The organism is Thermus brockianus (assembly GCF_001880325.1).
Classification (GTDB): Bacteria; Deinococcota; Deinococci; order Deinococcales; family Thermaceae; genus Thermus; species Thermus brockianus.
The window spans coordinates 295,467-314,174 of sequence record NZ_CP016312.1; the positions used below are offsets into that span (position 1 = coordinate 295,467).

Consider the following 18,708-nt stretch of genomic DNA (forward strand, 5'->3'; position numbering starts at 1 on the left):
GGGCGCCCCCCCTCGGACACACTTCCCCCCACAAACCGAGGTTTCGTAGGCCCTTTGCCCCATGGGGGAAGGGAAAGGAGTCCGCATGAAGGACAGCTTCAAGACCCTGAAGACGCTTAAAACCGCAAGCGGCACCTACGGTTACTACGACCTGACCGAGCTGGAGAAGCAGGGCTTGGCGGAGGTGAGCCGCCTCCCCTTCTCCATACGGGTCATGTTGGAAAGCCTCCTGCGGAATGAGGATGGCTACCAGGTGACGCGGGAGGACATAGAGGCCCTGGCCCGCTGGCAACCCGAACCCGGGGAGATCAACGTGCCCCTCAAGCTTGCCCGGGTGATCCTCCAGGACTTCACCGGGGTGCCGGCGGTGGTGGACCTGGCGGCCATGCGGGACGCCGTGGCCAAGCGGGGCGGGGACCCCAAGCGCATCAACCCCGTGGTGCCCGCCGATCTGGTCATTGACCACTCGGTGCAGGTGGACGCCTTCGGCACCGCCTACGCCTTCTTCTACAACGTGGAGAAGGAGTACGAGCGGAACCGGGAGCGCTACCTCCTCCTCAAGTGGGGGCAGGAGGCCCTGGAAAACTTCCGGGTGGTGCCCCCCGGCACAGGCATCGTCCACCAGGTGAACCTGGAGTACCTGGCCAAGGTGGTGATGACGGAAAAGCGGGACGGCCTCACCCTGGCCTTCCCCGACAGCCTGGTGGGCACGGACAGCCACACCACCATGGTGAACGGCCTGGGCGTCCTGGGCTGGGGCGTAGGGGGCATTGAGGCCGAGGCGGTGATGCTGGGGCAGCCCTACTACATGCTGGCCCCTAAGGTGGTGGGCTTCAAGCTCTACGGGGAGCTCCCCGAAGGGGCCACGGCCACGGACCTGGTCCTCACCATCACCGAGATCCTGCGCAAGCACGGGGTGGTGGGCAAGTTCGTGGAGTTCTACGGCCCCGGCGTGGCCAAGCTCTCCCTGGCCGACCGGGCCACCATCGCCAACATGGCCCCCGAGTACGGGGCCACCATGGGCTTCTTCCCCGTGGACGAGGAAACCCTAAACTACCTCCGCCTCACCGGCCGCCCCGAGGAGCTCGTGGCGCTGGTGGAGGCCTACACCAAGGCGGTGGGCCTCTTCCGCACCCCCGAGGCCGAGGAAAGGGTCCAGTACTCCGAGTACCTGGAGCTGGACCTCTCCACCGTGGAGCCCTCCCTGGCCGGCCCCAAGCGCCCCCAGGACCGGGTGCCCCTCAAGGAGGTGAAGGGGAGCTTCCTGGCCCACCTCACCAAGCCGGTGAAGGAAAGGGGCTTCGGCCTGAGCCAGGACCAACTGGGCAAAAAGGTGCTCGTGAAGCGGCAGGACGAGGAGTTTGAGCTCACCCACGGCTCCGTGGTCATCGCCGCCATCACGAGCTGCACCAACACCTCCAACCCCTCCGTCATGCTGGGGGCAGGGCTTCTCGCCAAGAAGGCGGTGGAGGCGGGGCTGGACACCAAGCCTTGGGTTAAGAGCTCCTTGGCCCCCGGCTCCAAGGTGGTGACGGACTACCTGGAGGCTAGCGGGCTAATGCCCTTCCTCGAGGCCCTCCGCTTCCACGTGGTGGGCTACGGGTGCACCACCTGCATCGGCAACTCCGGCCCCCTGCCCGAGGACATCGCCAAGGCCGTGGAGGAAGGGGACCTGGTGGTGGCCGCCGTCCTCTCCGGCAACCGCAACTTTGAGGGGCGCATCAACCCCCACGTGAAGGCCAACTACCTGGCAAGCCCCATGCTGGTGGTGGCCTACGCCCTGGCCGGGCGCATGGACATAGACTTCACCACCGAGCCCCTGGGCCACGACCCCAACGGCAAGCCCGTCTACCTCAAGGACATCTGGCCTTCCATGGAGGAGATCCGGGAGGCCATCCAGAAGACCCTGGACCCCGAGCTCTTCAAGAAGGAGTACAGCAAGGTCTTTGAGGGGGATGAGCGCTGGCAGGCCCTCCCCGCCCCCACGGGCGAGCTTTACCGGTGGGACCCCGAGAGCACCTACATCCAGAACCCCCCCTTCTTTGAGGAGCTGGGGAAAGGGCAGGTGGGGGATATCCGGGGGGCCCGGGTGCTCCTCGTCCTGGGGGACTCCGTGACCACGGACCACATCTCCCCCGCCGGGGCCATCCCCGTGAAAAGCCCCGCCGGCCAGTACCTCCTGAGCAAGGGGGTGAAGCCCGAGGACTTCAACTCCTACGGCGCCCGCCGCGGCAACCACGAGGTGATGATGCGGGGCACCTTCGCCAACATCCGCATCAAGAACCTCATGCTGGACGGGATTGAGGGGGGCTACGCCAAGAAGCTCCCCGAGGGGGATGTGGACTTCGTCTACAACGTGGCCATGCGCTACAAGGCGGAGGGCACGCCCCTTTTGGTCATCGCCGGCAAGGAGTACGGCACCGGGTCCAGCCGCGACTGGGCCGCCAAGGGGACCTACCTCCTCGGGATCAAGGCGGTGCTGGCGGAAAGCTTTGAAAGGATCCACCGCTCCAACCTGGTGGGCATGGGCGTCCTTCCCCTGGAGTTCCTTCCCGGGCAGAACCGGGAAAGCCTAGGGCTCACGGGGTACGAGGTTTACGAAATCCTCGGGCTTTCCGACCTCAAACCAAGGAAGCTCGTGGACATCGTGGCCCGCAGGGAGGACGGGAGCGAGGTCCGCTTCCAAGCCCTCGCCCGCCTGGACACCTGGGTGGAGGTGGACTACTACAAGAACGGGGGCATCCTCCAGACGGTGCTCCTCAATATCCTCAAGGAGGCCAAGGCGGAGTAGGGAAAAAGGCACCCCGGGGGGGCTTCCCCCCGGGGTTTTCCTTGGTTTAGAGGCCCGCCCCGATCTCCAACTGGGGGTTCGGCCGGGTGCCCTCGGCCTCCGCCTCCCGCGCTTCGATCTTGCCCTTGATGCGCTTGAGGCGGAAGGTGTCCTCCCGCTCCCGCTGCTCCAATACCTGCTGGATGAAGCGGATCTGGGAGCGGATGCCGGGGATCACCACCTGCTCCAGGGCGTTCACCCGCCGCGTGGTCTTCTTGATCTCCTCGCCGATCTTCTTGAGGCGGGTTTCCGTGTTGGCCACCTGGACCAAGGCTTCGGCGTAGCGGCGGAAGGCGCGGGCGGCCTCGAGGGTATAAGCGGGCGTGCCCACGGGGGAAAGCACCGCCTTATCGGAAAAGGTGGCCTTGAGCCTGGGCACCTTGCTCCCCCAGACGTTTTCCACCTCCGCCTCCACGTCCTCCAGGGGCGGGACCCCAAGGCTTGCGGCGGCCACGCTTTCGGGCCCGTCAAAGGCCTGGGCCAGGAGGAGGGCGGAGTAGGCCTCTTGGGCCGCCTGGTTCAGGGCCTTCCGGGCCTCCAAGGCCTCCCGCACCAGGCCGAAGAACTCCGCCACCAAGGCGTCCCTCTTCTTCTTGAGGAGGTCCACCCCCTTCTGCGCCAGACGGAGCTGCCCCCGCCTTTGCAGAAGGTTCATCCGGGTGGGGCTGACCTGGCTCATGCCGCCTCCTTAGTCCAGGGCCTGCGGCGCGCCCCAGATCTCCTCCAGCTTCTGCCCGTAGTACTTGCCGATGTGGTCCTTGGAGATGCGCTTGAGCTCGCCCTGGGGCAGCATGGAGAGGAGGGCCCAGGCGATCTGGAGGCTCTCCTCAATGGAGCGGTTCTGCTGCCCCTGGTTGATGAAGTGCTTCTCAAAGGCGTCGGCGAACTGCAGGTAGCGGCGGTCGTTTTCCGTGAGGGCGTCCTCGCCGATGATGGCCACCAGCTTGCGGATGTCCACGCCGTTGGCGTAGGCGGAGTAGAGCTGGTCGGACACCTGCTTGTGGTCCTCCCGGGTCTTGCCCTTGCCCACCCCGTTGTTCATGAGGCGGGAAAGGGAGGGCAGGGGGTCAATGGGCGGGTAGATGCCCTTGCGGTGGAGCTCCCGGGAAAGCTGGATCTGCCCCTCGGTGATGTAGCCCGTGAGGTCGGGGATGGGGTGGGTCCGGTCGTCGTCGGGCATGGAGAGGATGGGGATCTGGGTCACGCTCCCCTTCTTCCCCACCACCACCCCGGCCCGCTCGTAGATGGTGGCCAGGTCGGTGTACATGTAGCCGGGGTACCCGCGGCGCCCGGGAATCTCCTCGCGGCTCGCCCCAATCTCCCGCAGGGCCTCGCAGTAGTTGGTCATGTCCGTGAGGATGACCAGCACGTGGTAGTCGTGCTCAAAGGCCAGGTACTCCGCCACGGTGAGGGCCATGCGGGGGGTGAGGATGCGCTCAATGGTGGGGTCGTCCGCCTTGTTGAGGAAGAGGACGGAGCGGCTTAGGGCCCCGGTGCGCTCAAACTCCTGGATGAAGTAGGAGAGCTCCCGCTGGGTGATGCCCATGGCGGCGAAGACCACGGCGAAGGGCTCCTCCTTCTCCCCTTCCCCGGAGAGGTCGGGGCGCACCGTGGCCTGCCGGGCAATCTGGGCGGCGATCTCGTTGGCGGGGAGGCCCGAGCCGGAGAAGATGGGAAGCTTCTGCCCCCGCACCAGGGTGTTCATCACGTCAATGGTGGAGATACCGGTCTGGATGAACTCCTCGGGCTTCCTGCGGGCCACGGGGTTCAGGGGAAGGCCCACGATGGGAAGCCGCTTCTCCGGGGTGATGGGGGGCAGGCCGTCAATGGGCTTGCCGATGCCGTTGAAGCGGCGGCCCAGCATCTCTTTGGAAACCCCGAGCCGGGCCACGTCCTCCACCAGGCTCACCGTGGTGGTGGCCAGGTCCAGCCCCGTGGTTTCCTCAAACACCTGGATGACGGCGTACTCCTCGGAGACCTCAATCACCTGCCCGCCGCGCACCCGGCCCGAGCCGTCCTTGATGTCCACGATGGCGCCGTAGGCCAGGTCCTTGGCGTTTTCCACGAAGAGCAGGGGACCGGAGATGTAGGTGACGCCGGTGTACTCCTTCTTCAAGAGGTCCATCTTCCCTCCCTAAGCCAGGGCTTTGAAGGCCCCTTCAATCTCCCTCATGGCCTCTTCAAAGTAGCGGGGGAACTCCTCCTCGCTCACGTAGCGGGCACGGCCGATGCGCTCAATGACGGGGAGCGCCAGGATCTCGTCAATGCTCACGCCCCGGCGGATGGCGGCCTCGGCCTCCTTGTAGAGGGAGAGGATCATCTTCATGATGCCGTAGGCCTTCCGCATGGAGCAGTAGGCGTCCACCTCGTGGTAGGCGTTTTGCTGCAAGAAGTCCTCGCGGATGATGCGCCCCACCTCAATGACCAGCCGCTCGGCGTCCTGGAGGGCGTCCGGCCCCACCAGCTGGACGATTTCCTGCAGCCCCGCCTCCCGTTGCAGAAGCTCGGAGATGGCGTCGCGAAGCTCGGGGTAGTCGGGGGCCACGTTCTCCCGGTACCAGGGGTCCAGGGCCCCCGTGAAGAGGGAGTAGGAGCCGTTCCAGTTAATGGCCGGGAAGTGGCGCCGGAAGGCCAAGGAGGCGTCCAGCCGCCAGAAGGCCCCCACGATGCGCAGGGTGGACTGGGTTACGGGCTCGGACATATCGCCGCCCGGCGGGGAGACCGCCCCCACGATGGTGACCGCCCCCTCCTCGCCCCCCAAGGTGACCACCTTGCCCGAGCGCTCGTAGAAGGCGGCCAGGCGGGCGGCCAGGTAAGGGGGATAGCCTTCCTCGGCGGGCATCTCCTCCAACCGGCTGGAGATCTCCCGCAAGGCCTCGGCCCAGCGGCTGGTGGAGTCGGCCATGAGGGCCACGGAGAAGCCCTGGTCGCGGAAGTACTCGGCGATGGTCACGCCCACGTAGATGCTCGCCTCGCGGGCAGCCACGGGCATGTTGGAGGTGTTGGCGATGAGCACGGTGCGGTGCATGAGGGGGCCCCCCGTCTTGGGGTCGGTGAGCTCGGGGAACTCCACCAAGACGTCGGTCATCTCGTTGCCCCGCTCCCCGCACCCCACGTAGACCACCACGTCAGCGTTGGACCACTTGGCCAGGGACTGCTGGGTAACGGTCTTGCCGCTCCCGAAAGGCCCCGGGATGGCGGCGGTTCCCCCCATGGCCACGGGGAAGAGGACGTCCAGGATGCGCATTCCCGTGAGGAAGGGGGTGTTGGGGTCCAGCTTGCGTTGCACGGGGCGGGCCCGGCGCACGGGCCAGGTGTGGTACATCTTGAGCTCGGTGCCGTCCTCGAGGACCACCACCGGCTCCTCCACCGTGTACTCCCCGGCGGGCTTCACCTCCTTCACCCGGCCCCTTACGTCGGGGGGCACCAGGATCTTGTGGGTGAAGTTGAACTCCGGGACCGTGCCGAGGACCATGCCCCCCTTCACCTCGTCCCCGGGCTTGACCCTAGGCGTCCAGGCCCATTTCTTTTCCCGGTCCAGGGCGTGGACCACCACGCCCCGGGTGATGTAGATTCCCGTCTTCTCCTGAATGCGCTCCAGGGGGCGCTGGATGCCGTCGTAGATGCCGTTGAGCATCCCGGGGCCCAGCTCCACCGCCAAGGGAAGCCCCGTGGAGACCACGGGCTCCCCCACCTTGAGGCCCGAGGTGTCCTCGTACACCTGGACGAAGGCGGTATCCCCGTCCAGGCGGATGATCTCCCCCACCAGGCCCTCGTTGCCCACCTTGCAGATATCGTACATGCGGGCCCCCAGCATTCCCTTGGCGATCACCGCCGGGCCCGCGATCTTCTCAATCACGCCTTGGATCATCTTCCCTCCATCCTACAACTTGATGTCAAAGCCGATGGTGCGCCGCACCAACTCGCGCATGTAGCCTTCCACGTCGGGGTTTTGGAAGGCCTCCTTCAGGCCCGCCATGGAGAGGAGGACGGGAAGGTCCTTCCCCCGCATGAGGCGCTCCACCGCCTTCTCCGGCTCGGGCAAAAGCCCCTGGTCCACGGCCACCAGGGCATACCCCCCTTGGCCCACCAACTTTTCCAAAAGGGCCTTGGCCTCCTCCGGGCTCTGGGCGGCGTAGGCCTCGAGGCCCGCCAAGCGAAAGCCCTGGGCGGACTCGGGATCGGCGATCACGGCGATCCTCATGCGCAGGCCACCTCCTCCTCCACCTGGGCCCGGGGCAGGCCGAAGTAGGCCCGCCGGGCCAAAAGCCTAAGCCGCATGGCCTCCCACTCCCGCTCCTTCACGTAGGCGAGGACCAGCCCCGCCCCCAAGGGGTCGGAAGCCCCCTTCCGCGCCTCCTTCAGGAGGACGCACCTTAGGCGCTTTTCCAGCTCCTTCAGGTCCCGCACCCCGGCCAAGGGGGCGAAGGGGGTACCGGATAGCTCGTCCAAGACGGCGTAGTCCCCCTCCAAAAGCCGGGCGAAGCGCACCCGGTCCACGAACCGCCCTCCCCGGACGAAAAGCCCCTCAGGGGATACCCCCTGCCCCTGGAGTTTGAAGGCGGTGCGCAGGTTCTCGGCGTCCACCTCCAGGGCCAGGTAGTCCCGCAAGAAGGGGGCCTCGAGGGCCTTGGCCGCCTTGGCCACGTCCTCAAAGAAGCGCTTGGCCAAAAGGGCCTCCACCCGGGTAAGCTCCTGGGTTTCCCTAAGGACCGCCCGCAGGGCCCGGGCCAAGGGGTGGCCGGGAACGGAGAGGACCTGGGCCATGCCCGGGAGATCCTGCGCCTCGTAGGCCTGGCGCCAAAGGGGTTCCTTGAGGGTCCCCGGCAGGAGGAGGACCTCCTCAAAGGAGCGGCCCGTGGCCTTGGCCCTTAGGATGGCCTGCAGGTTGGTCAGGTCGTTGCGCAGAAGGAGGAGGCGCACCGCCTCGCGGGCCTCCCCGGTGACGAGGCCCGGCAGGTCCCCCACGAGCCGGGCCAGGGTACGCCCCACCGCCCGGTCCACGTCGGGAAGGCCCTGCCCCGCAAGCTCCGCCCCGTAGACGCTTTCCGAAAGGAGGCGGAGGAACTCGGGGTAGGCCAGGTCCAAGGCCTCCTGGAAGAAGCTCTCCTTCAGGAGGCTTTGCCGCCTGGCCCGCACCCGGGCGTTTAGGTAGGCGAAGTCATCCGCCATGGCCTAGCCCCAAAGCACCGCGGCCACCTTGGCGGAAAGGGCGTCCCACGCCCGCTCCAGGCGGCCCTCTAAAGTATTTTCCACCTGGGTCTTGCCCTCTTTCCCCAGGGCCCGCACCCCAAGCCGCAGGGCGGGGTCGGCCACCAGCTCCAAGCCCCTTTCCCGGGCCAAGGGCTCCAGGTGGGGCAGGTTCTCCGGGTGGGAGGCCAGGCCCTTGGGCTCGGGCAGGGCGGCAAGGGCCTCCAGGGCGAGCTTCCTCAGCGCCTCCGGCCACTCGGGCTTTTCCGGCAGGGCCGCCAAGGCCTCCCGCACCCTGGCCCGCACCGCCTCCAGCACCTCCCCCTTGGCCTCGGCGCGGGCGGTGGCCAAAAGGAGCTCCCCAGCGCTTTCCGCCCGGCGCAGGGCGGCTTGGTACTGGGCCTCGAGGGCCCGCTTCCTCGCGGCCAAAAGGGCCTCGGCCTTGGCCTCCGCCTCCTTGCGCAAGCCCTCAGCCTTGGCCTTGGCCTCGTCCAGAAGGGCGCGGATCTCCGCCTCCACCTCCTGGCTCAAAATCGCTTCCAGTTTAGACATCTCCCCTCCTTGGGAAAAGGCCCTGCCCCAGAGGGGGCAGGGCCCAAGAAGCCCCTTAGAGCTTGCCGTTCAGGATGAAGGCGATGAGGAGGCCGAAGATCACCAGGGTCTCGGGCAGGAGCAGGAAGATGAGGGCGGTACCGAAGTTACCCCGGTCCTCGGCGATGGCCCCCACGCCGGCGGCCCCGATGCGGGCCTGGGCCACGCCCGTGCCCAAGGCGGCTAGGCCCACGGCGAGCCCCATGCCCACGGCGATGAGGCCCCGGTCCAAGCCCCCGGAGGCCGCCGCCTCCTCCGCCGCCAAAGCCAACGCGCCGAACACCGCTACCAGAACCAGAACGAGAAGCTTCTTCATCCTTACCCTCCCTTTACTGCGTCTCGCGGACGCTTTTGAACGGCCGGTATGGCCTGCCGTTCTCCTCGTAGAAACCGAACTTGGTGAAGAACTCCACCCAGATCAAACGGATGGGCTGGAGCATGTGGCCCAGGGTGGTGAGGAGGAGGATGAGGAGGTGCAAGACGCCCGCCACCACGATGCCCAAAAGCGCCCCCAAGAGGCCCATCCGCTCCGCCATGGCAAAGCCCACGTCCGTGAGCAGGCCCGCCAGGATACCGCCTGCGGCCCCCACGGCGTAGATACGGATGTGGGAGAGGATGTGCCCCGCCTGGGTGAAGATCTCCGGGATCATGAGCCAGATGCGGCTCATGAGGACCGCCAACAGGAAGACGCCAAAGCCTAGGTACATGAGGCCCGCAAGCCACCCCGCCTGCAGGTTCCCAAGGTACGAGGCGGCCAAGGCCAGGATGCCCACGAGCCCGCCCAGATACCCCACCCCTTCCCAGAAGTGGGCCATGTGGCGGTGCTTGAGCCCCAGGTAGGCCCGGAGGATGAGCCCAAAGAAGACCATGACCACGCCGAAGGCCACGGAGAGGAGGATGAGGAGGTTGGCGGTCTTGGCGGTGTCAATGCGGGGAATGAGGATGGGGATGAGGCCCGGGTGCTCCGGGGTGCCGAAGACCCCTAGGTGCTCTAGGAAGGTGCCGAAGAACTCCCCGTAGACGATACCCCAGAGCACCGTCCAGAAGACCATCCAGTTGAGGATGTAGACGAGCTTGGCGATCACCTGGGGCTTGAGCTTGAGGGCGAAGAGGTCAATGACCAAGGGCTCGTTCCGCTTCACGAAGCCGGAAAGCCAGCGCCCCAGGAGGAGGAAGAGGAGGGCGTAGCCGATGTCCCCCACGATCATCCCGAACCAGAAGGGGAAGAAGATGGGGACCACCGGGGTGGGGTCAAGGGAGCCGTACTTGGGCGTGTTCAGGAAGCTCACCAAGAGCTCAAAGGGCTTGACCCAAGGGGGGTTGTCCAAGGCCACGGGGATGCGGTCCGCCTCGTGGTGCTCGTCCACCGGTTCAAAGGCGTAGACCACCCCCTCCTTGTGCCGGGCCAGGGCCTCCTCCACCTTGGGCTTGGCCTTCACCGGCACGTAGCCCAAAAGGGCGAAGCCGAAACGGCCCGAGGCCAACTCCTCCAGGGCCTTCAGCCGGGCCACCTCGTCCTTGGCCCGGGTCCAGAGGCTTTGCAGGGTGGAGGTGGCCTCCTTGGCCAGCTTGGCCAGGGCCTGGCGCACCTCGGAAAGCTCCCTAGGGGCCGCCTCCGCCCGCTCCTTAAGCCTGCGGGCCGCCTGGGAAAGGGGAAGCTCCCCATAGGCCCCGGGCAGGCGGAGCTCGGCGAGGCCGGCGCGGGAAAGGGCAGCCTTGGCCGCCTCCAGGTCCCGGCGGTGGACCACAAGAAGGGCGGCAAGCCCCCTGGCGTAGGGCTCGCTGGCCAGGAGGAAGCGGTCTTCCAAGGCCTTTTGGAGCGCCTCCTCCACCAGGGGCAACTCCTTTTCCGTGAGGAGGAAGGGGACCACCCGGAGGAAGGGGCTTTGGTCCAGACCCTGGGCCAGGCCGGCGAGCTTCTCCAAAGGCTCCAGGTAAGCCTGGGCCAGGGAAAGCTCCTCCTCAAGCTCCTGCTTCTGCCGGGAAAGCCCCTCGGCGTGGCCCTGGATGGGGGCAAGGGCCTTCTCCGCCGCCTCGAGGCCCTCCGGGAAGGGCCGGGAAGGCGCCACCTCCTGGCCCAGGAGGGTCAGGGTGTGCTCAGCCCCCGCCGCCACCCCCTCCCAGCGCCTCAGTTCTTCCCTTTCCTCGGGGGAGAGCTTGTACTCGGCAAGCTCCGCCACCCTTAGGGTTTCCAGGTGCACCACCCCCGCCTGTTGCAGGCTATGGAGAAGCTCCTTGGCCCGGCCTTTTGGGCCCGCCAGGACCAGCTTCTCCATGGGGGCGATCACGGCAAGACCTCCTTGAGCACCAGGCCCACCGCCTCCTCCAGGCGGGCCATGCCCTTTTCCTTCACCGCCTGGGCCTCGGCCTCCGCGCGCTTGCGGTACTGGGCCAGGAGGGCTTCGGTTTCCCTGGCTTCCTTCGCCTTGTACTCCGCCTCCAGGGCCTTGCCCTTGGCCTCGGCCTCCTCCAGGAGGGCCTTGGCCTCGGCCTCCGCCCGCTTCAGGAGGTCCTCCGCCTCCTTCTTGGCGGCCTCGAGGCGGGCAAGGAGCTCCTTCTCCTTCTCCGCTAGGGTCTTGATAAGTCCCAGGCCTCCCATCGCCCCTCCTTATGTGAAAAGATGCGCAAACTGCGCCCGCCGGTCATGATACCGGCCACCGGGGCAAGCGTCAACCAACCCCGCCTAAGTATACTGAAGCGGTGAGGATTCTCGTCAACGAACGGGGGGCCGCCCGCCTCCTTGCCCGCCACCTATGGGTCTTCCGCCGCGATGTGGTCTCGGGCCCCGACACGCCGGGGCTTTACCCCGTGTACTGGGGCAAGCGCTTTCTAGCCCTGGCCCTCTACAACCCCCAAAGCGACCTCACGGTGCGGGCCTTCCGCTTCCGGCCCGCCCTGGACCCGGTGGAAGCCCTCCTGGAGAACCTGGACCGCGCCTTACACCGCCGCCTACCCCACCTGGAACGGGAGCCCGAAGGGGGCTTCCGCCTGGCCCACGCCGAGGGGGACTTCCTCCCCGGGCTCGTGGTGGACTACTACGCCGGCCACGCCGTGGTCCAGGCCACGGCCCACGCCTGGGAAGGCCTCCTGCCCGAGGTGGCGGAAAGGCTTAAGCCTTTGGTCCAAAGCGTCCTCGCCAAAAACGACGCCAAAAGCCGTGAGCTGGAGGGGCTTCCCCTCTATGTCCGCCCCCTTTTGGGGGAGGTGCCCAAGCAGGTGGCGGTGCGGGAAGGGAAGGTGCGCTACCTGGTGGACCTCCTGGAAGGGCAGAAGACGGGGGCCTATCTGGACCAGCGGGATAACCGCATCCTTATGGAAGGCTTTCAGGGGGAGAGGGCCTTAGACGTCTTCAGCTACGCCGGAAGCTTCGGCCTACACCTGGCCCTCGGCTTCAAGGAGGTCATCAGCGTGGACACCTCGGCGGAGGCCCTCAAGCGGGCCGAGGAAAACGCCCGCTTAAACGGCCTCACCCTCCAAACGGTGGAGGCCAACGCCTTTGACTACTTAAGGAACCTGGAGAAGGCGGGGGAGCGGTTTGACCTCATCGTCCTGGACCCTCCCGCCTTCGCCAAGGGGAAGAAGGACCTGGAACGGGCCTACCGGGCCTACAAGGAGGTGAACCTCAGGGCCATCAAGCTCCTCAAGGAGGAGGGAATCCTGGCCACGGCGAGCTGTAGCCACCACCTCACCGAACCCCTCTTCTACGAGATGCTCCGGGAGGCCGCCCAGGACGCCCACCGCACCCTCCGCGTCTTGGAGCGGCGGGGCCAAGGTTTTGACCACCCTGTCCTCCTCACCCATCCGGAGACCCACTACCTGAAGTTCGCCCTTTTAGAAGTTCTCTGAAGCGCTCCCCCCAAGCCTCGGGCTCGGGAAGGGGTAAGGGGAGGTTCTCCCCGTCCTCCAAGAGGAGGAAAAGGGCCCTTCTGGCCCGGGCCAAAGGCCCCCCCGGCCAAAGGCCTACCTCCACCCCCACCACCCGCGCCCAGGGCACGGTCCGGGCCGGGCCCAAGGGGGGCCTCAGGACCAGGCGCCCGGGGTAAAGGGAAACCCGCCACCCCAGGCGGAGGCGCCACCAAGGGTAGAGGAGGACCCAGAGCCACGCGGGGGCCTCCCCCAAGGCGAAGGCCCCCGCCAAAAGGCCCACCCCGCCGTAAAAGGCCAGGGGGGAAAGCTCGGCGAAGGAGGCCTCCCAAAGGGGCCTTTCCCGCACGGGCTACCCCTCCCCGTGGAGCCTGGCGTAAAGGGGGGCGAGGTCCTCCGGGCGGAAGCGGGCGGTGTAGTTCTTGGGGGTCACCGGCTCCTCATAGAAGAAGGCGGGCAGGCGGTCGTCCTCGTGGGTGAAGCCCGCCTGATGGTTGAAGCGGTGCTCCAGCCTTAAGACCCCTTCCCCGAGCGCCTGCCAGAAGGCGGGGGTAAGGTGCGTGCCCAAGGCGGCGTTGATGCTCTCCACGATGAAGGCCACCTGCTTGTTGGTGACGCTCCCCCCGAAGACGCAAAGCCCCAGGCTGTCGTTGGCGGCGGCGTTCACCTGGGCCTGGTAGCTGGCCTCGAGGATCTCCTCGGGCTTCATGGCCCGGGTTTCCAGACGGGGGGCGTTCCCCGCCGTGTGGTCCGCCCCCTGGGCGGTGACCATCATGGTGATGCCCGTGGCCTCCACCACCCTGGGGTCGTAGGCGCTGATGGCCTGGCGCTTGATGACGGGGATGCGCGTTACCCCCAAAGCCTCCCCGAGCCGCGCCGTGCCCTGGGCCAGGAGGCGTGCCTCCTCGCTTGGCGCGTAAAGGGATTTGAGCTTGGCCTCCATGAAGGCGTAGTCCCCCCAGTCCGCCAGGCCCTTTTCCATGTAGAGGGCGAGGCTTGCCCCCGTTTCAATGGTGTCAATCCCCAGGTCGTTGGCCAGGCGGTTAAGCCTCGCCAGCTGGTCCGGGTCGGAAAGGCCGCAGTTGGTACCGAGGAGGCCGATGGTCTCGTACTCCAGGGGGGAGACCACCTCTTCCCCCTTTTCGTCCACGATGACGTTGGAGCACTGGATCACGCACCCCGGCATGCAGGCGTGGGTGTGCTTACCCCCCCGGGCCCTGTTGAGGGGGGCGATGTACTGCCCGCCCATGCGGAAGGCCTCCGGGGGGCTCATCTGGCCTTGGCGGAAGTTGCGCACGGGAAGCCCCCCAAAGGCGTTCTGGAAGTCCGCCATGCCCATGGTGCCGATGGCGTTGTAAAACTGCATGACCAAGGGGTCTTCCCGGAGGAGCTTGGCGTAGCGGCGCACCCCTTCCAGGACCTTGGGCTTGTCCCAGACCTCCACCTTCCCCGGCACCTCCACCACGATGGCCTTGACCCGCTTGGCCCCCATGACCGCCCCCACCCCGCCCCGGGCGGCGAGGCGGGAGGGCCTCCCGTCTATATCGGAAAAGGCGATGCCGGAAAGGAGCCCCAGGTACTCCCCCACGGGCCCCAGGAGGGCGAAGGCGATCCTCTCGCCGTAGGCGGCGAAAAGCCTCCTCGCCGCCTCAAAGTTCCCCAGGCCCAAAAGCCCCTCCGCCGGGTCAAAGAAGACCTCCCCCTCCTTGGTAAGGCGCACCACCACCCACTCGGGGCTTTGCCCTTCCAGGACCAGGTGGGCCACCTTGAGCTGCCCCAGGGCGTAGCCGAAGGTGCCGCCCCCGTTGGCCTCCTTGATGCCCAGGGTGAGGGGGCTACGGGTGCCCACGCTGGTGCGGTTAGCGTTGGAAAACCCCGTGCCCGCCAGGGGGCCGATGGCGAAGACTAAGGGGTTTTCCGGGGAAAGGGGGTCAAAGCGGTAGGCTTCCCTTTCCCACAGGAGCTTCGCCGTGCGGTAGCGCCCGCCCCAGGCCACCTCTTCTGAGGGAACCCCCTCCCAGCGGGCCTTCTTCGCCGACAGGTCCAGGTAGAGCGACCGCCACATACTGCCCTCCGTCCCTAAGGCGAGTCTACACGTCTGGACCCATACCCCGCCCAAGCCCTCCCCACGTTTGCGTGCCCCTACTTCCTTATCCCGCGTAAGGAGTAGGCTAGAGGGGTGGAGAAGGACCTCCTAGACCTCCTCGGCCAGCACCTGGTGTGGCGCATCGGCCGCGCCGAGGAGGAGGACGTGCTCGTGGTACGGGTGGGCCTGGCCTCGGCCACACCCCGCTTTCGCGAGCTTCCCAGGCTCCTCAACGTTCCGGACACCGAGGTGGCCCGCCTGTTCAAGGAGGGCCGGGTGCGGGTGGAGTGGGTGGAGGGATGAAGGCCAGGCTTCGCCTACACCTAAACGGCGCCCCGCCCCAGGGGCTTCCCCTCGAGGTCCACTTCCAGGGCCCAGAGCTCCGCGGGGTACTGCGCCAGGAAAACCCCGTGCTGGGCGAACTGGTCCTCCCCTTCGCCTCGAGGGTGGAGGGCGACCGCCTCCTGGCCCTGCCCCTGGCTCCCCCCTCCCTCCGGGTGGAGGGCTTGGTCCGCCGGGCCCAAGAGGGATGGGAGCTGGAGCTAGAGCTCACCCTGGTCCTGCCGGAGGGGAAAAGCTGGGGCGAACGGGCCTTCGCCAAAATTCTGGAAGCCCTCTTCCACCGCCACCTGGAACGCACCCTTTCCGGCCAAGCCGTTTCTCCGGTATAGTGCCCTCTAAAGGAGGTGCCTATGCTGGAAATCCGGTACCTGGGCCACTCGGCGGTCTGGCTTTCCGACGGCAAAACCAAGGTCATCATAGACCCCTTCCTCACGGGCAACCCCCTGGCGGCGGCCTCTGTGGCCGAGGTCCAGGCCGACCTTATCCTGATAACCCACGCCCACGGGGACCACTTTGGGGACGCCGTGGCCCTTTCCAAGAAGGGGGGTGTGGTGGTCTCCACCTTTGAGATCGCCACCTACGCCGAAAAGCACGGGGCCAAGAGCATCCCCATGAACATCGGCGGCACCTACCGCTTTGAAGGCGGCTGGCTCAAGTGGACCCCCGCCTGGCACTCCTCCAGCTTCCCCGACGGCACCTACGGGGGAATGCCCATGGGGGTCATCCTGGAGCTTGGGGGCAAGCGCATCTACCACGCCGGGGACACCGCCCTCTTCTCGGACATGCGCCTCCTGGGCGAGGTGGGCCTGGACCTGGCCTTTTTGCCCATCGGGGACCACTTCACCATGGGGCCCGAGGACGCCCTGAAGGCCCTGGACCTCCTTAAACCCAAGAAGGTGGTGCCCATCCACTACAACACCTTCCCCCCCATCCGGCAAGACGGGGAAGCCTTCGCCCAAAAGGCCAGGGAGCGGGGCGTGGAGGGGCACGCCCTGAAGCCGGGAGGGGTCTTGGTCCTTGAATAGCCTGAAGCGCAAGGACTTTCGCCTGCTCATGCTCCTGGGCCTGGGCCAGACGGCCCAGGTCTACCTGGCGGAGGCCCCCGGCCTGGGGAAGGTGGCCCTGAAGCTCCCCAAGAAGGAGGTGCGCCAGGACCCCAGGCTTTCGGAGCGCTTCGCCCGGGAGGTGACCCTTGCCCTCTCCCTCAAGCACCCCCACCTGGTGCGGGGCCTGGCCGGGGTGCCCTTGGGGGAGGAGGCCTTCTTGGCCCTGGAGTACCTGGAAGGGGGCACCTTGGAGGAACGCCTCCACCGAGGGCCCTTGCCCCGGGAAGAGGCGGTGAAGGCGCTTTTGGAGGTGGGGGAGGCCCTTTTGTACCTGCACGAGAAGGGCTTTTTGCACCAAGACGTGAAGCCTTCCAATGTCTTCGTAGACGGGGAGCACTACAAGCTGGGCGACCTGGGCACCCTGCGCCCCTTGGAGGACCCGAGCCCCGAGTACGCCGGAAGCCCCCACTACCTAGCCCCCGAGCTCTTCCTGGGTGGCCGGCCCAGCCCCAAGAGCGAGGCCTACGCCTTCGGCGTCATGGCCTACGAGCTCCTCACCGGCCGGCGCCCCTTCAAGGGGGAGACCCTGGAAGACCTCCGCCAGGCCCACCTCCTCCTGCCCCCACCCCCCACGAACCTCCCCCCCAGGCTGGACCGGGCCCTAAGGCGCCTCCTCGCCAAAAACCCCGCGGAACGCCTGGACCTGCGTTCGTTTTTGGAAGTTCTCCGCCACCCCCAAGGCCCGCCCACGGAACCCCAGGAGCCCAAGAAACCCAAACGCTTTCTCTTTTGGAGGAAGTGATGGAACCCGTCTGGTATCCGGACCCCAAAGAAGCCCAGAACACCCGGCTTTACCGCTTCATGGAGGCCCTGGGCTTCCAGGACTACGAGGCCTTCTACCGCTACAGCGTGGAGGAGGCGGAGGACTTTTACCGCCAGTTCCTCGCCCACCTGGGCATCCCGTGGCGGAGGCCTTACGAAAGGGTGGTGGAAGGGAGCTTCCCCCTCCCCCGCTTCTTCGTGGGAGGGAGGCTTAACCTGGCAGACGCCGTCTTCCGCCACCCGGAGGACCGCCTGGCCCTCCTCCACGAGACCGAGGATGGCCAGGTGCGCGCCCTCACCTACGGGGAACTACGGGCAGAGGTGGCCCGGGTGGCGGCGGGGCTTAGGGCGCTTGGGGTGGGCCGGGGGGAACGGGTGGGCCTCTGGATGCCCATGGGCCTCGAGGCGGCCACCCTCCTCCTGGCCACCAGCTGGCTTGGGGCCATCGCCATCCCCATCTTCTCCGGGTACGCCGCCGAGGCCGCCGCCATCCGCCTGAAGGACGCCGAAGCCCGGCTCCTCGCCGTCCAGGACGGCTTCCTCCGGCGGGGAAGAAGGGTGGAGCTTCTCCCGGAGGCCCGGAAAGCCCTGGCCCTTTCGGGCACGGAACGCCTCCTGGTGGTGCGGCGGCTCGGCCTCCCCCTGGAAGGAAACGAAGCGGACTACGCCCACCTGGGCGGCGAGGCCCTCCCCCCGGAGGAGATGGAGAGCATGGACCCCTTCATGCTCATCTACACCTCCGGGACCACGGGCCGCCCCAAGGGCACCGTGCACTACCACGCCGGCTTCCCCTTAAAGGCCGCCTTGGACATGGCCCTCCTCTTTGACCTCCGGGAGGAGGACCGCCTCTTCTGGTTCACGGACCTGGGCTGGATGATGGGGCCCTGGGCCATCCTGGGGGGGCTTATCCTCGGGGGCACGGTCTTCCTCTACGACGGGGCCCCGGACTACCCCGGCCCCGAAAGGCTTTGGCGGATGGTGGAGGCCCACCGCCTCACCCACCTGGGCCTCTCCCCCACCCTGGTGCGGGCCCTCATCCCCTTCGGGGAAGCGCCCATCAAGGCCCACGACCTCTCCTCCCTAAGGGTCTTGGGCTCCACGGGGGAGCCCTGGAACCTGGACCCCTACCTCTGGTTCTTCCGGACGGTGGGGGAGGAAAGGCGGCCCATCGTCAACTACTCCGGAGGCACGGAGATCTCGGGGGGCATCCTGGGAAACGTCCTCCTAAGGCCCATCAAGCCCATGGGGTTCAACACCGCCGTGCCCGGCATGAAGGCCGCCATCCTGGACGAGGCGGGCAGGCCGGTGAAGGGCCAGGTGGGCGAACTCGCCGTCCTCGCCCCCTGGCCCGGGATGACCAAGGGCTTCTGGCGGGACGAGGCCCGGTACCTGGACACCTACTTCGCCAAGGTGCCCGGGGTTTGGGTCCACGGGGACTTCGCCCTCCTGGACGAGGAGGGGCACTACTTCATCCTGGGGCGGAGCGACGATACCCTGAAGGTGGCGGGCAAGCGGGTGGGCCCGGCGGAGGTGGAGACGGCGGCCCTCAACCATCCCGCCCTTAAGGAAGCGGCCGCCATCGGGGTGCCTCACCCTGTAAAGGGGGAGGCCATCGTCCTCTTCGCCGTGCTCAAGCCGGGCATCGCCCCAAACCCGGAGCTTGCGGAAGCGGTGGCGGAAAAGGTGGCCGAGGCCTTGGGGAGGCCCCTCAAGCCCGAAAGGGTCCTCTTCGTCCCCGATCTCCCCAAGACCCGCAACGCCAAGGTCATGCGCCGGGTGGTGCGGGCCGCCTACCTGGGCCAGGACCCCGGGGACCTTTCCGCCCTGGAAAACCCCGAGGCAGTGGAAGCCATCCGCCGTGCGGCGCGGGGCGGTTAAGCTCCTCCTCCTGGGCCTGGCCCATCCCCTGGAGGAGGCCCGCACCCCCTGCCTTCTAC

At 67.2% G+C, this 18,708-nt stretch carries 18 protein-coding genes; 7 read left to right on the forward strand and 11 right to left on the reverse strand.

The genetic code is table 11. The features are described from left to right. Positions 1-85: 85 nt before the first annotated feature. Positions 86-2,791: an aconitate hydratase AcnA gene (gene acnA, locus A0O31_RS01510; RefSeq protein ID WP_071676377.1), complete on the forward strand. Its 2,706-nt coding sequence runs from the start codon at positions 86-88 to the stop codon at positions 2,789-2,791. A 46-nt stretch (positions 2,792-2,837) separates the two neighbouring features. Here the strand turns inward: acnA and atpD are convergent, their stop codons facing one another. Genes atpD through A0O31_RS01555 form a run of 9 tightly spaced genes read right to left on the reverse strand, consistent with a single transcriptional unit; the run spans position 2,838 to position 11,210 of the window. Further along, the gene (gene atpD / locus A0O31_RS01515; RefSeq protein WP_071676378.1) at positions 2,838-3,509 is read right to left on the reverse strand and encodes a V-type ATP synthase subunit D; all 672 of its coding nucleotides are present in this window, start codon (positions 3,507-3,509) and stop codon (positions 2,838-2,840) included. Positions 3,510-3,518: 9 nt separating this feature from the next. After that, complete coding sequence (locus A0O31_RS01520; RefSeq protein WP_039459007.1) at positions 3,519-4,955, reverse strand: V-type ATP synthase subunit B; 1,437 nt, start codon at positions 4,953-4,955, stop codon at positions 3,519-3,521. Positions 4,956-4,964: 9 nt separating this feature from the next. Further along, a complete protein-coding gene (locus A0O31_RS01525) occupies positions 4,965-6,701 on the reverse strand; it encodes a V-type ATP synthase subunit A (RefSeq protein ID WP_071676379.1) in 1,737 nt (578 codons plus the stop codon). 12 nt (positions 6,702-6,713) lie between these two features. Continuing rightward, the gene (gene atpF, locus A0O31_RS01530) at positions 6,714-7,028 is read right to left on the reverse strand and encodes a V-type ATP synthase subunit F (RefSeq protein ID WP_203226805.1); all 315 of its coding nucleotides are present in this window, start codon (positions 7,026-7,028) and stop codon (positions 6,714-6,716) included. Between the two features lie 2 nt (positions 7,029-7,030). Next, positions 7,031-8,002, reverse strand: a complete 972-nt coding sequence (locus tag A0O31_RS01535; protein ID WP_071676381.1) for a V-type ATPase subunit — start codon at positions 8,000-8,002, stop codon at positions 7,031-7,033. Positions 8,003-8,005: 3 nt separating this feature from the next. Beyond that, positions 8,006-8,572, reverse strand: coding sequence for a V-type ATP synthase subunit E (locus A0O31_RS01540; RefSeq protein ID WP_071676382.1), 567 nt, complete (start codon positions 8,570-8,572; stop codon positions 8,006-8,008). Between the two features lie 55 nt (positions 8,573-8,627). Beyond that, the gene (locus tag A0O31_RS01545; protein ID WP_003046223.1) at positions 8,628-8,927 is read right to left on the reverse strand and encodes a F0F1 ATP synthase subunit C; all 300 of its coding nucleotides are present in this window, start codon (positions 8,925-8,927) and stop codon (positions 8,628-8,630) included. Between the two features lie 13 nt (positions 8,928-8,940). Further along, positions 8,941-10,899 (reverse strand): V-type ATP synthase subunit I, encoded by a 1,959-nt coding sequence (locus tag A0O31_RS01550; RefSeq protein WP_071676383.1) that lies wholly within the window; start codon positions 10,897-10,899, stop codon positions 8,941-8,943. Then, entirely contained in the window at positions 10,896-11,210 is a 315-nt protein-coding gene (locus tag A0O31_RS01555; RefSeq protein WP_071676384.1) for a V-type ATPase subunit subunit G family protein, read from the reverse strand. The genes A0O31_RS01550 and A0O31_RS01555 overlap by 4 nt, the downstream gene beginning before the upstream one ends. 101 nt (positions 11,211-11,311) lie before the next feature. Here A0O31_RS01555 and A0O31_RS01560 point away from each other — a divergent pair, with 101 nt between their 5' ends. Continuing rightward, on the forward strand, positions 11,312-12,457 hold the full coding sequence (locus A0O31_RS01560) for a 23S rRNA (cytosine(1962)-C(5))-methyltransferase (protein WP_071676385.1): 1,146 nt from the start codon (positions 11,312-11,314) through the stop codon (positions 12,455-12,457). Here A0O31_RS01560 and A0O31_RS01565 read toward each other — a convergent pair. Both A0O31_RS01565 and A0O31_RS01570 read right to left on the reverse strand, forming a co-directional pair. Further along, positions 12,405-12,824, reverse strand: coding sequence for a hypothetical protein (locus A0O31_RS01565; RefSeq protein ID WP_071676386.1), 420 nt, complete (start codon positions 12,822-12,824; stop codon positions 12,405-12,407). The genes A0O31_RS01560 and A0O31_RS01565 overlap by 53 nt on opposite strands. Before the next feature lie 3 nt (positions 12,825-12,827). Continuing rightward, positions 12,828-14,540, reverse strand: coding sequence for an aldehyde ferredoxin oxidoreductase C-terminal domain-containing protein (locus A0O31_RS01570; RefSeq protein WP_071676387.1), 1,713 nt, complete (start codon positions 14,538-14,540; stop codon positions 12,828-12,830). A 114-nt stretch (positions 14,541-14,654) separates the two neighbouring features. On the opposite strand from A0O31_RS01570, the gene A0O31_RS01575 reads away from it, so the two are divergent. The 5 genes from A0O31_RS01575 to A0O31_RS01595 are packed head-to-tail and all read left to right on the forward strand — an operon-like array spanning position 14,655 to position 18,649. Then, on the forward strand, positions 14,655-14,864 hold the full coding sequence (locus A0O31_RS01575; RefSeq protein ID WP_071676388.1) for a DUF3248 domain-containing protein: 210 nt from the start codon (positions 14,655-14,657) through the stop codon (positions 14,862-14,864). After that, entirely contained in the window at positions 14,861-15,232 is a 372-nt protein-coding gene (locus A0O31_RS01580) for a DUF3809 family protein (protein ID WP_071676389.1), read from the forward strand. The genes A0O31_RS01575 and A0O31_RS01580 overlap by 4 nt, the downstream gene beginning before the upstream one ends. Positions 15,233-15,253: 21 nt before the next feature. Next, entirely contained in the window at positions 15,254-15,928 is a 675-nt protein-coding gene (locus A0O31_RS01585; protein WP_071676390.1) for a metal-dependent hydrolase, read from the forward strand. Continuing rightward, positions 15,921-16,751 (forward strand): serine/threonine-protein kinase, encoded by an 831-nt coding sequence (locus tag A0O31_RS01590; protein ID WP_071676391.1) that lies wholly within the window; start codon positions 15,921-15,923, stop codon positions 16,749-16,751. The genes A0O31_RS01585 and A0O31_RS01590 overlap by 8 nt, the downstream gene beginning before the upstream one ends. Further along, on the forward strand, positions 16,751-18,649 hold the full coding sequence (locus tag A0O31_RS01595) for an AMP-binding protein (protein WP_071676392.1): 1,899 nt from the start codon (positions 16,751-16,753) through the stop codon (positions 18,647-18,649). The genes A0O31_RS01590 and A0O31_RS01595 overlap by 1 nt, the downstream gene beginning before the upstream one ends. Positions 18,650-18,708 lie beyond the last annotated feature (59 nt).

Bases quoted from the DNA above. Each gene is read 5' to 3' on its own strand.
- A0O31_RS01585 (WP_071676390.1), top strand. From the start codon at position 15,254: ATGCTGGAAATCCGGTACCTGGGCCACTCGGCGGTCTGGCTTTCCGAC.
- A0O31_RS01535 (WP_071676381.1), bottom strand. From the start codon at position 8,002: ATGGCGGATGACTTCGCCTACCTAAACGCCCGGGTGCGGGCCAGGCGG.
- A0O31_RS01595 (WP_071676392.1), top strand. From the start codon at position 16,751: ATGGAACCCGTCTGGTATCCGGACCCCAAAGAAGCCCAGAACACCCGG.
- A0O31_RS01520 (WP_039459007.1), bottom strand. From the start codon at position 4,955: ATGGACCTCTTGAAGAAGGAGTACACCGGCGTCACCTACATCTCCGGT.
- A0O31_RS01580 (WP_071676389.1), top strand. From the start codon at position 14,861: ATGAAGGCCAGGCTTCGCCTACACCTAAACGGCGCCCCGCCCCAGGGG.
- A0O31_RS01540 (WP_071676382.1), bottom strand. From the start codon at position 8,572: ATGTCTAAACTGGAAGCGATTTTGAGCCAGGAGGTGGAGGCGGAGATC.
- A0O31_RS01570 (WP_071676387.1), bottom strand. From the start codon at position 14,540: ATGTGGCGGTCGCTCTACCTGGACCTGTCGGCGAAGAAGGCCCGCTGG.
- A0O31_RS01525 (WP_071676379.1), bottom strand. From the start codon at position 6,701: ATGATCCAAGGCGTGATTGAGAAGATCGCGGGCCCGGCGGTGATCGCC.
- atpD (WP_071676378.1), bottom strand. From the start codon at position 3,509: ATGAGCCAGGTCAGCCCCACCCGGATGAACCTTCTGCAAAGGCGGGGG.
- acnA (WP_071676377.1), top strand. From the start codon at position 86: ATGAAGGACAGCTTCAAGACCCTGAAGACGCTTAAAACCGCAAGCGGC.
- A0O31_RS01555 (WP_071676384.1), bottom strand. From the start codon at position 11,210: ATGGGAGGCCTGGGACTTATCAAGACCCTAGCGGAGAAGGAGAAGGAG.
- A0O31_RS01545 (WP_003046223.1), bottom strand. From the start codon at position 8,927: ATGAAGAAGCTTCTCGTTCTGGTTCTGGTAGCGGTGTTCGGCGCGTTG.